Source organism: Leptothoe sp. LEGE 181152, from assembly GCF_032906605.1.
Classification (GTDB): Bacteria; Cyanobacteriota; Cyanobacteriia; order Phormidesmidales; family Phormidesmidaceae; genus Leptothoe; species Leptothoe turfae.
Window position 1 is genome coordinate 147689 of record NZ_JASATU010000003.1, and the last position, 13604, is coordinate 161292.

A 13604-nucleotide genomic window follows, 5' to 3' on the forward strand; every position below is an offset into this window, starting at 1 on the left:
GGATGAACCAACAACAATCGACAAACAACCATCGCTCCTTGCTCAAGAATTCTCTGCTTGAGTTGAAACGGATGCAAACCAAGTTACAGGTGGCAGAGCAGGCCAGGATAGAACCCATTGCCATTGTTGGTGTCGGGTGTCGTTTTCCCAAAGCTCCTAATTTAGAAGCCTTTTGGCAGTTACTTGAACAGGGTGTTGATGCCGCCACCGAGGTACCTAAGGAGCGATGGGATATTGATCAATATTATGATCCAGAGCCCGGAGTGGCTGGAAAAATGTATACCCGCCATGGCAGCTTCATCACCGATGTGGATCAGTTTGATCCTGAGTTTTTCAGAATCTCTCCTCGGGAAGCTAAAAACTTGGATCCCCAGCATCGTCTGTTGCTTGAAGTCTGTTGGGAGAGTCTTGAGTATGCAGGGTTGTCGCCCCTGGCGTTAAAAGGAAGTCAAACCGGTGTATTCATCGGCATGATGACCCATGACTATCAACAGCTGGTGGCCCATTCTACTGATTTGCAATCTGCCTTTGGTACCGGTGCTCCCCTTGCAGCTGGACGCATTGCCTATACCTTAGGTTTAAATGGACCCACGTTAACCCTGGAAACAGCCTGTTCTTCTTCTCTTGTGGCCTGTCATTTGGCCTGCCAGAGCTTACGCAACCAGGAATGTAACCTGGCCCTGGTGGGTGGGGTGAATCTGATGCTGACGCCCCAGGTCAGTGTGTTTGAGGCGCAAACCCGCATGAACTCTGTGGATGGTCGTTGTAAAACCTTTGACCAATCGGCTGATGGCTATGGCCGGGGTGAAGGATGCGGTGTAGTAGTACTCAAGCGGTTATCAGATGCCCAGGCCAATGGCGATCAAATTTTTGCTGTTATCCGAGGATCAGCCGTTAACCATGACGGGGCCAGTAGTGGGTTGACGGTGCCCAATGGATTGGCCCAGGAATCTGTTATCCGTCAGGCCCTAGGCAGCGGCAAGCTAGAGGCATCCCAGGTGGATTATATCGAGTGCCATGGCACCGGCACCCCCCTGGGCGATCCGATTGAGGTGGAGGCCCTGGCCAATGTCTATGGTTCCCAGCGTCCTCAAGATTCTCCCCTGATGATTGGCTCGGTCAAAACCAATATCGGCCATACCGAAGGAGCTGCCGGGATTGCTGGGTTAATCAAAGTAATTCTGTCGTTGCAACAGGAGAAAATCCCTCCCCATCTCCATCTTAAGCAGCCTAATCCACGGGTTGACTGGGAAGAAATGCCGGTGACCGTTCCTACGTCAGTAACGCCCTGGGTACGGGGAGACAAGCCTCGGCTAGCAGGGGTGAGTTCCTTTGGAGTAAGTGGCACCAATGCCCATGTGATTGTGGCAGAAGCTCCGGCTGTCCCCATCTCTGATCAAACATCTAATCAGCCAGAGCGGCCCTGGCATGTGCTGACCTTGTCAGCCAAAACTAGAGGAGGGTTGCGATCGCTGATCACCCACTACAGAAAATTCTTAGATCACCATCCAGAGCTAGCCATTGCCAATATTTGCCACACCACCAACCAAGGGCGCACCCACTTCAACGAGCGTATTGCGCTTGTAGGTAGGTCAGTGGATGACTTCAGTCAAACGCTCTATCAACTAGAAAACAACGAGATAACAATTAGGGATATTGAAGCATCACGGGATTCCCTTAACCCACCTGCAATTGTCTTCCTGTTTACCGGCCAGGGAGCACAGTACATAAATATGGGCCGAGAGCTATACGAAACCCAGCCACTATTCCGACAAATCCTCGACCACTGTAACAATATTCTCCGCCCCTATCTGGATCTAGATATTCTCAATATTCTCTACCCAGATATTGCGGAAGAAGGGCAGGGCTTCGACGGTGAGCTCAGCCGAACCGCACAAGGCCAGCCCCTACGCATTGATCCAGGGCAGGCACAAGGCCAGCCCCTACAGTCTGATTACACCTCACCCCTTGACCAAACTGCCTACACCCAACCAGCCCTATTTGCCCTCGAATACGCCCTTGCGCAACTCTGGCAATCCTGGGGCATTAAGCCATCCATTGTTATAGGCCACAGCATCGGTGAATATGTCGCCGCCTGTGTTGCTGGAGTCTTCAGCCTGGAAGATGGCCTGAAACTTATTGCCATGCGGGGCAAGCTAATGCAGCAGCTACCTGCAGGGGGAGCTATGGTGTCAGTGATGGCCTCAGCTAAGCAAGTTAAGGCTGTAATTGCAGATCAGGCCGACGTCACCATTGCCGCCATCAATGGGCCTGAAAGCACTGTGATTTCAGGTGACGCAACCGCCGTTCAAACCATTGCCCAACAGCTTGAAGACCAGGGGATCAAAACCAAACAGTTACAGGTTTCCCATGCCTTTCATTCTCCCTTAATGCAGCCTATGCTGGCCGACTTCAAACAAGTCGCGCAGCAAATCTCCTACTCCCTACCCAAACTCAAACTAATTTCCAATGTCACCGGGCAGGTGATTAACGAAGAAATTGCCACACCAGACTATTGGTGTCGGCATATTCTCGCCCCTGTCAACCTTGTAGCAGGGATAGAGTCTCTTCATCAACAGTGCTTACGACAACAAGACGGTATCTTTTTAGAATGTGGTCCTAAGCCGGTTCTGATGGGCATGGCGCGACAATGTTTTCCCGACCATAAAAGTAACCTGTGGCTACCTAGTCTGAGACCCAATCAAACGGATTGGCAACAGATGCTAAGCAGCCTGAGTGATCTGTATATCAGGGGTGTCGATATTGATTGGGAACGGTTTGATCAAGACTATCCCCAGCGGCGTAAGGTGGCGTTGCCCACATACCCTTTCCAACGACAACGCTACTGGGTAGAAGAGACTATAGAACCAACTCCCCAGGCTAGTCCCGTCCTAACGTCACAGATAACAGAGCTACTGCATCAAGGCGATGTGGCTCAGCTGACTCAGCTATTGGCTGGCCAGCCAGATTCAGATACCGGGATCTTGGAACGCCTGGTGCAGGTCCATCAACAACAGCTGGCGGCTCAATCTGTTCAGGATTTAATGTATGAATTACAGTGGGTTGTCAAAGATTTAAATAGCCAGGACTTGCCCAATGATGGAATCTCACCCCGTCATTGGATCATTGTTAGCGATTCAACAGAGTCAAGCGCTGCCTTAGTGGAGCAATTGCAAACCTTGGGTCAAACCTGTAGTCGGGTTGTTTTAGACCACACCATTGCAAACCAGGACAACAACTCAGTCTACACCTTGCAGCCTGAGAATCCTGCTGACTTCGAATCGCTCTGGGATCAGGTGAAACAGATAGATTCTCATCCCATTGCAGGGGTTATCTGGCTTGGGGATACAACGGGAGACACCCCAAATCTTAATGCATTGGAATCGGCCATCAATTCTCTCTGTCAGCCCCTGCTATTTTTAATGCAGAGCCTGACGCAGCAACCGGCGTTATCCAATGCCAAGCTTTGGGTGATTACCCAAAATGCGGTTTCTCTGGGAACAGAATTACCCACATTGGCCCAAGGCCCTGTGCGAGGGATGAGCCGAATTTTTGGCCTGGAGCATCCTCAACAGTGGGGGGGCATGGTGGATCTGGATGGTTCTATGACTGTGGCAAAGCAGGCTGATATTCTGATCTCAGAAGTCTTAGGGAATCAAACAGAAGAACAGGTTGCCTATCGCACTGGGACTCGTTATGTGGCTCGTTTGAGTCAGAGTATCCCCGAGAAAACGACGCAACTCTCAATTTCATCTGAGGGTAGCTACCTGATTACAGGCGGACTGGGGGGATTGGGTCTTGTTGTTGCCCAATGGTTAGTAGAGCAGGGTGCCCGACACCTGATCCTGCTGAGTCGGCGGGGGGCGGATACACCCCAAAAACAAGTGGCAGTGGCCCAGTTGCAGTCGTCCGGGGCAAACGTTGTCACGCCTATCGCAGATGTGGGAGATGAAGCGGCTCTCACTTTAGCGTTACAGAAACTGCCTGAGTTCTCTTCAATAAAGGGTGTGATTCATATCGCCGGTATCGGGGGCGGAGCCCATCCCATCGCTGAGCTGCAACCCACCACACTGCAGCAAACATTGCGCCCCAAGGTAGCCGGTACCTGGAACCTGCACCAGCTAAGTTTGAAGTGGGATCTGGACTTTTTTGTTAACTTTAGTTCCATTGCTTCGGTGTGGGGCTCAGCTCAACAGGCCCATTATGGGGCCGCTAATGAGTTTCAGAATTTGTTGGCCCATTACCGTCGGGTGCAGGGTTTGCCGATTCTGACGGTGAACTGGTCTGCGATCGCAGGAGCAGGCATGTTAACAGATGTGGAAGACCAGCTTATCCAGCGACTATCCCAGTTAGGGGTCACCCCCTTAACACTGCCACAGATGACCGCTGCCTTATCAGTATTGCTGGGCAGTAGCGGCACTCAGCGGGTGGTAGCCGCTGTGGATTGGTCGAAATTTGATGCCGTATATCAAGTTGGGCGACCCCGAAAATTGCTAGAGCAGCTGGTGGCGAAACCGGTTGCACAAAGTACACCCCAATCCCGTACACATTTAATCCAACACCTACGGGCCTTACCTGCAGCCCAGCGCGATGAATCCCTACAACAAAACTTGGCAGAGGGCATTGCCCAGGTGCTGGGTTTGCCGGATGGCAAAAAGCTAAAGCCTACCCAGGATTTATTTGAACTGGGTATGGATTCATTAATGGCTGTAGAGCTAAGAAATCGGCTCCAGCAACAACTTGGGGTGGAGATTCCGGTTTCTAAATTTATGGGTGGGGTGAACCTGGCCACTTTAGAAGATGTTATTCGTCAGCAGTGGGAAGACCTTGATTTACTTGATTTAAATGTGGATACGGCAGGACCACAGCCTGAGTTGGCGATTGCGACCCGATCTGATGCCTCTGGTGAGACATTGACATCTGATGCCCTTACCCAGAAACAGTATCCCCTATCCTTCAATCAACAGGCGCTCTGGTTTATCTGGAACCTGGCCCCCGACAGTTATGCCTATAACGTGTCTTTTCCAGTGCGGCTAATGGATGCCAATAACATTTCCAGCTGGCGCGGTGCATTTCAACAGTTTCTGGAGCGCCATGCCATTCTCCGTAGTTGTTTTCCCAGCTTAGATGACCAGCCCCAGCAACAGATACTGGATGCAAATACCCTGGACTTCCAGGTGATGGATGCCACGGGTTGGGATCAACTAGAGCTGCGGCAACAGGTGACTGCCGCCCATCGCACCCCATTTGATCTAAAGGCGGGTCCTCTGTTCCGAGTCAGGTGCTTTCAGTTGGCGGAGCAGGAAATCCTTCTGCTGATCTCCATGCACCATATTGTCTATGACGGCTGGTCCCTCAGTCTGTTGCTCGATGAGTTGCCCATTCTTTATCGAGTTCAACAAACTCAGCAATCGCTTTCTCTAACTCCCCCCAGTCATACCTATCAAGACTTTGTGCAGTGGCAGCAACAGCTACTGGTCAGTGCTAAGGGAGAACAACTGTGGCACTACTGGCAAACTCAACTTCAGGGGCAACTGCCGGTGCTACAGCTGCCGTTGGATCGGCCCCGACCGCCAGTGCAAACCTACCGTGGCGGCTCATGTCCATTGCACTTGTCCGCAGAACTAACGGGCCAGCTAAAGGCCCTGGCGGAGACCCGAAAAGTTTCCCTGTATACGTTGCTGCTAACGGCCTATCAAGTCTTTCTTCACCGCTATACTCAGCAGGAGGACATTATTGTGGGCTCCCCAGTGGCCGGGCGCACACGTTCAGACTTTACGCAGATCTTTGGCTATTTTCTCAATCTGTTGCCCATTCGGACGGTGCTACAGGGAACGGCCAGTTTTACGGAAATGTTAACCCAGACCCAACGCACATTGGGGCAGGCGTTAGACCATCAAGATTTTCCGTTTGCGTTGATGGTGGAGCGATTACAGCCCCAGCGAGATCCTAGTTATTCTCCTATTTTTCAAACGATTTTTATCTTGCAAAATTTCCCCCAGGGACATGTGCTGGCTGCCCTGGATGGCGATAGTCTCCAAAACTGGGGCGGGATTAATGTGCTTCCCTATGATCTGCCGCAATTTGAGGGACAGTTTGATTTGTCCCTGGAAATGGTGGAAAGCAGTGCGGGGTTAACGGGGGCATTTAAGTACAACAGTGATTTGTTTGAGGAAGATACAATCACGCGCATGTTGGGACAGTTTCAAACTATGTTGGCGGCGATCGCTACCAATCCCCAGCAGCCCATTCACCAGCTCCCGCTACTGACTGAGGTAGAACAACATCAACTGTTGGTGCAGTGGAATGATACGGCGGTGGACTATGACCAGCATACGTGCATTCATCAGCTGTTTGAGGACCAGGTAGAACGTACACCGGATGCGATCGCACTCGTCGTTGGCCTAGAACAACTGAGCTATCGGGACTTAAATACCCGCGCCGATCAACTGGCCCATCACCTGCAACGGTTAGGGGTGGGGCCGGAGGTATTGGTGGGCATTTGCGTAGAACGCTCCCTGGAGATGATGGTGGGGCTGCTGGGGATCCTCAAAGCGGGTGGCGCTTACGTGCCGCTAGATCCTGAATATCCGCAGCAACGCCTTGCTTGTATGCTGGACGATGCGCAGATATCGGTGCTCTTAACCCAGGAACGGCTGCTGTCTGTGTTACCCAACCAGGGGGCGCAAAATCCTGAAACACAGGTAATTTGCTTAGATCGAGATTGGGATACTATTCAACAGGCGACGGTTAATGCAGAAAATTCTGATGCAGAAAATTCCCTGCATGGTTCCGAACTGTCTAAGGCAACACCGGTAACCGCCAACAATTTAGCCTATGTGATTTACACCTCAGGCTCTACGGGGAAACCCAAAGGAGTGATGATTGAACATCGCCAGGTGATTAATTTCTTCATGGCGATGGATGATCTGGTGGAGTCAGGCGATCGCAAGATCTGGCTGGCATTGACCACCATTTCCTTCGATATTTCGGTGCTAGAAATTTTCTGGACCTTGACGGCGGGCTTTCAGGTCATCCTGCAAACCGATTCTAAATATATCTCAGCTGCCGCTAGCCCGAGTCTTCCGTCCCAGCCCCTGGACTTTAGTCTGTTTTACTTTGCCAACAACAGTCAGACCATTAATGCTGCAGACCAGTATCGACTGTTGCTGGAAGGGGCCAAGTATGCTGATAACAATGGATTTACCGCTGTTTGGACCCCAGAACGCCACTTCCATGAATTTGGCGGGACTTACCCCAATCCGGCGGTGACCAGTGCGGCGATTGCCACTGCCACCCAACGGATTCAAATCCGGGCCGGGAGCGTGGTGCTGCCTCTCCATGATCCGTTGCGGGTGGCGGAAGAGTGGGCCTTTGTGGATAACCTATCCAACGGCAGGGTCGGTCTTTCGGTGGCTAGCGGCTGGCATCCCAATGATTTTGTGCTGGCTCCGGAGAATTATTGCGATCGCAAAGCCATTATGGCCGAGAGTATCACCACTCTACGACAACTTTGGCAAGGGGAGGCGATCCCTCGCCCCAACGGCACCGATGACACCATTCAGGTTCGCACCTATCCCAGACCCATCCAGCCAGAACTCCCCCTCTGGATTACCGCAGCAGGCAATCCAGAAACATTTCGCCTGGCCGGGGAATTGGGCACAAATCTCTTGACCCATCTGCTGGGCCAAACCATTGAAGACCTGGCCGAGAACATTAAAATTTATCGTCAGGCTTGGCAACAGCAGGGACATTCAGGCATTGGCCAGGTCACCCTGATGCTTCACACCTTTATCGGAGAGGATCTCGACACCGTACGGGAGCAGGTGCGTCAGCCCCTATGCGCCTATCTAAACAGTTCTCTGGAACTCATGCTCAAAGTTTTGCCAGAGGCTGAAGTGACGGTCCAGGCTGACTCGTTTGACGAGGCAGATCGAGATGCGTTATTGTCCGCTGCCTTTGATCGCTATTTTGAGACCAGTGGTTTGCTGGGTACCCCAGAGAAATGCCTGGAGATGCTTGATCGGCTGCAGATGACTGGAGTGAATGAAGTGGCCTGCCTGATTGATTTTGGGGTGGATGTGGATCCGGTGCTTGCTAGCCTGGAATATCTCAAAACCCTGAAAGATCGGAGTAACTTAGCCCATCAATCTCGACAACCGGAACAAACCGTTCTCAATCAGATCCAGACCCATCAAGTGTCCCATCTACAATGTACTCCCTCCTGGCTGCGGATGCTGATGACAACGCCCGATGGTTTAAATCACCTGAGTGGTCTGCAGCATCTGTTGGTGGGGGGAGAAGCCCTGCCTCCAGCATTAGCTCAGCAAATTCGAGGGGCAATGCAGGGCAAAATCAACAATATGTATGGCCCCACTGAAACCACCATTTGGTCCGCCAGTTTCGGTATTGAGGCGATTGAGCAGGAGGCTGGCTCAACAGCCCCAGCAGTTGCCATTGGTCGCCCCATTGCCAATACCCAAATTTATATTCTAGACACCCATCTTCAGCCGGTACCCATGGGTCTGCCAGGGGAACTACACATCGGTGGAGATGGTTTATCCAGGGGCTACCGGAATCGACAGGAACTCACGACAGCAAAATTTATTGCCAATCCCTTTGGGGCAGGACGTCTTTATAAAACAGGGGACTTAGCCCGCTGGCGACCGGACGGCAATTTGGAGTTTATGGGTCGGATCGACCATCAGGTCAAGCTCAACGGTTTCCGAATGGAGTTAGGAGATATTGAAACAGCCCTCAGTCACCATCCTGGTGTACAGGAAGCAGTAGTGATGGTGGCTGCCCAACAACAACTGGTGGCCTATTTTGTGCCATCGCCCACCTTGCCCAGGATGCAGTTGCCCAATGGTCTCACGGTGGCCCACTTTAGTGCCCATCAAACCCGCGCCATTTATGACGAGATTTTTGAGCAACAGATTTACCTGCGCCACGGCATTACGATTCAGCCGGGGGACTGTGTGTTTGATGTGGGGGCCAACATTGGTATGTTTACCCTATTTGTTCAACAAACCTGCCCTGAAACGACAGTCTATGCCTTTGAACCAATTCCCCCCACATTCGAGCGCCTACAGGCCAATGTGCAACCCTATGGTGATCAGGTGACTGTCATCCCCCAGGGTCTGTCTAATCAGGCGGAGACACTGGAGTTCACCTTCTACCCTGAAATGTCGGGTGTTTCGGGGCGGTTTGCGGATCCAGACCAGGATAAACAGGTGGCTGAAGCCGTACTGATGAACTATGACATTGATCACGTGCGTCAGTTTGTAGACGAGCGATATCGGTCTGAAACCTATGCCTGTCAGCTGACCACCTTATCAGACCTAATTCAACACTATGAGGTAGACCAAATTGATTTGCTCAAGGTCGATGTGGAAAAGAGTGAACTGTTGGTGCTGGAAGGAATCCAACCTCAAGACTGGCCGAAGATTAAGCAACTGACCCTGGAGGTGGAAGGGGCCGAAATGCTACAACAGGTCTGTCAACTACTAGAGTCCCATGGTTATGGTCTGGAAATTGACGACTATATTGTCTCCTCGGATGCACAATCTCCCATGGCTGGTCGTTATTTCAGTGATGAAAATAGCCAGGAGGACAATGGGAGTCATTCCCTAACAACCTTACAAACAACGAAATCAGAATCTGATTTGGAGGTGTATATGGTATACGCGGTACATCCATCGCGATCCCATGCCGCCCCCGCCCCCGCCCACCCATCAAAGAAACCGAAACAACAAGCGATAACGGATACCGCTACCACACCTGACGCACTGCGGCAATTCCTAAAAGCTCAGTTGCCAGCCTATATGGTACCCAGCCACTTTGCCTGCCTGGAGAAATTTCCCCTTACCCCCAATGGCAAAATAGATCGTCGGGCCTTACTCGCCCTGGATCTAAACCAGGAACAGTCCGCCATATCCGCCCTCTTTGTTGCCCCTCAAACCGAGCGACAAACATTGATTGCCACCCTCTTTGCTGGGGTGCTATCCCTGCCCCTGGAAAAGATTGGTATTTACGACAGCTTCTTTGAGTTGGGCGGCCATTCTCTATTGGCAACTCAGCTGGTGGCCCGCCTGCGCCAAACCTTTGAGGTGGAACTTCCCCTCCAGGCAATGTTTGAAGCTCCCACGGTGGCTGGAGTAGATGCTGTTCTCAATCAGAACCTGACAACCCATGGGATCGCTGCCATCACTCCAAGGTTACAGGATCATGCCCCCATCCCCCTCTCCTATGCCCAAGAACGGCTGTGGTTTCTCACCCAGCTAGAGGGTCTGTCTACCGCCTACTATGCCCATACAGCCCTGCGCATTCAGGGGAATCTAAATCTTACTGCCCTGACGGAGGCGATCCGTGAAATCGTCCGACGGCATGAAGCCCTGCGCACCACCTTTCCTTGGAAAGATGGCATGGCGGTACAACAGATTAATCCCGTTCCCCCAACACCGTTGCAAATTGTTCAGGCCGATGACCTGGAATTGTCCTTATCTGATTGGTTGGTGAAAGAGGCCCAGCAGCCGTTTGACTGGGTTGCAGGTCCCCTATTTAGGATTAAGCTAATCTGTTTTGATTCAACAGATATCAACAGATTAGGGAAGGCGGAAGGCGGAAGACGGAAGGCGGAAGGCGGAAGGCGGAATTCTGAGCCGACTGCAGTTCTTTCTATTACTACCCATTACCTGATCAGCGATGGCTGGTCCATGGGGGTGCTGATGCAAGAGTTGGCGGCGCTCTATACTGCTTATGACCAGGGGCACCCTTCACCGTTACCCGAACCGACAATTCAGTATGCTGACTATGCCCTGTGGCAGCGGCAATGGCTCCAGGGAGAGATACTACAGTCCCAGCTCAGCTATTGGAAACGGCAGTTAGCCGATAGTCCAGCCCGTTTAGAGCTACCTACAGATTATCCTCGGCCTGCCGTACAAACCTTCCAAGGGCAGCGTCATCGCCTCACTCTACCCCTGGCGTTAAGTCAGCAGCTAAACCAGCTAGGACAACAGCAAGGGGTAACCCTGTTTATGGTCTTATTGACGGCCTTTCAGCTGCTGTTATCTCGCTACAGTAACCAGTCCGATATCGTGGTGGGCACACCCATCGCTAACCGTCAACAGCCAGAGTTAGAACCGCTGATTGGATTCTTTGTCAATACCCTGGCCCTGCGTACCCAAATTCATCCGGAAGACACGGTGGCCACATTACTGCATCAGGTGAGACAGGTTGCTCTAGAAGCCTATGCCCACCAGGATGTGCCCTTTGAGCAAATTGTTGAAGCCCTACAGCCTGAACGAAGTTTGGCCCACTCCCCCATTTTCCAGGTACTGTTTTCTCTCCAAAATGTCCCCGTTGCCTCTACCCAAATACCTGGATTAACCTTCACCCCCATGGCCACGGAAACAGTTACGGCCAAATTTGACTTGACCCTTTCAGTGGAAGAAACAGAACAAGGATTGATTACGGATTGGGAGTACAACAGCAATCTGTTTGAGATGGCTACGATTGAACGAATGGCTAGCCATTTTGAGATTTTGTTGACCGGATTTGTGTTGGATGAGTCTCAACGGGTGGTCACCCTGCCGTTGCTGAGTGAGGCAGAGCGGCATCAGCTGTTGGTGGAGTGGAACGATACGGCGATGCCCTATCCCGAACACCAGTGCATCCATGACTTATTTGAGGCCCAGGTGGAGCGTACGCCGGATGCGGTGGCAGTGTCCTATTTAGATAACCAGCTGAGTTACCGGGAATTAAATACCAGGGCCAATCAGCTGGCCCATCATTTGAGAACGTTGGGGGTGGGACCTGAGGTTTTAGTTGGTCTCTGTGTGGAACGCTCCCTGGATATGATGGTGGGTCTGTTGGGGATTTTGAAGGCAGGGGCAGCTTATGTGCCGTTGGATCCTGGCTACCCGCAACAGCGGCTGCAGTTTATGGTGGACCATGCCCAAATTGCTCTCTTGGTGACCCAGGCCGATTGTTTTAAGGCGTTAGGGTTAGAGATTGCGCCGGAACAGGTGGTGTGTTTGGACCGGGATGGGGAGACTATCGCCCAGGCCAGTGTCGATAGCTGTCCTACGGACGTGACGGCGGAGAATTTGGCCTATGTTATTTACACATCTGGATCCACGGGGACTCCTAAAGGGGTGCAAATTCAACATCGGTCTGTGGTGAATTTCCTCACTACGATGCAGGATGAACCTGGATTGAGGGAATGCGATCGCTTAGCCGCCGTCACCACCCTGGCCTTTGATATTGCTGCCCTGGAGCTTTACCTACCGTTGACCATCGGCGCAGAGGTGGTCATTCTGCCCACAGCGGTAACTCGGGATGGTCAGCAATTACAGCGCCAATTACAGCCTCTAAACCCAGCCTCACATCAGGAATCTGACCAACCAGTGACCATCATGCAGGCCACTCCAGCCACCTGGCAACTGTTGTTAGCGGCGGGCTGGTCTGGGGAGTCAGCACCCATGACCATGCTCTGTGGCGGTGAAGGATTGCCGACAACTATAGCGCAACAGCTGTCAGCGTCAGGAGCAGACCTATGGAACCTGTACGGCCCGACGGAGGCGACGATTTGGTCCACTCGTTTTCGGGTGGAGACTTTTGATCAGGTCAAATCTAATGGAGGCAACTCTCTAGTCTCCATCGGTCGTCCCATTGGCAACACCCAGGTTTATATTTTGGATGACCATCTCCAGCCTGTTCCCATCGGTGTGCCAGGGGAGTTACACATCGGTGGTGCTGGGCTGGCTCGGGGCTATTTGCATCAGCCGGATTTAACGGCAGAGAAATTTATCTCTAATCCCTTTGGTGAAGGCCGTCTCTATAAAACTGGAGACCTGGCTCGCTATGGTGCAGACGGCAATCTGGAGTATTTAGGACGTCTCGATCATCAGACTAAGGTGCGTGGCTTCCGCATTGAGCTAGGAGAGATTGAGGCGGTGCTGCGTCACCATGGGCAAGTGCAGCAGGCGGTGGTGGTTGTCCATGGTGATACCCCCAGTGATAAGCGCCTGGTGGCCTATATTGTGGGTGATGCACCGGAACTAGCCCTGAGTGACTTAAAAGCCTATCTAAATCAGCGGCTGCCAGCCTACATGGTACCCAGTACCTTTGTCCCCTTGGAAAAATTACCCTTAACTCCCAATGGCAAGGTAGATCGTCGCGCCTTGCCTGCACCGGGGCAACTGCGGGTGAGCGATGTGCAGTACGTTAAGCCCGAAAGTGAGATGGAGAAAAAACTGGTGGTTATCTGGCAGTCGGTGTTATCGATGGAACGGGTGGGCATCCACGACAATTTCTTTGATGTGGGGGGGAATTCTCTGCTGCTGATTCAGGCATACCATGCTCTGCAGACAGATTTACAGCTTTCTGTTCCCCTGGTGGATCTATTTGCCTATCCCACCATCAAGACTCTGGGAGATTATCTGACGAATCTATCTCAGGGCCAGCTGTCACCTCCTGAACGATTAAATTCTGATCAGCGAGATCAGGTAAAGACGGCGACCCGGCAACGACGACAGGCCCGACGGCGACATCGAGAACGTTAGACATTCACGCTCTCTACATGTGGATTAATGCAAGCAGAA

At 52.1% G+C, this 13604-nt stretch carries 1 protein-coding gene; it reads left to right on the plus strand.

The window, feature by feature from the left end:
• Nucleotides 1-2: 2 nt before the first annotated feature.
• A complete protein-coding gene (locus tag QGP82_RS01610) occupies nt 3-13565 on the plus strand; it encodes an amino acid adenylation domain-containing protein (RefSeq protein ID WP_499056775.1) in 13563 nt (4520 codons plus the stop codon).
• Nucleotides 13566-13604: the final 39 nt, after the last annotated feature.

What these genes read in the sequence shown, in the direction of transcription:
- QGP82_RS01610 (WP_499056775.1), top strand. Translation starts at nt 3, where the DNA reads ATGAACCAACAACAATCGACAAACAACCATCGCTCCTTGCTCAAGAAT.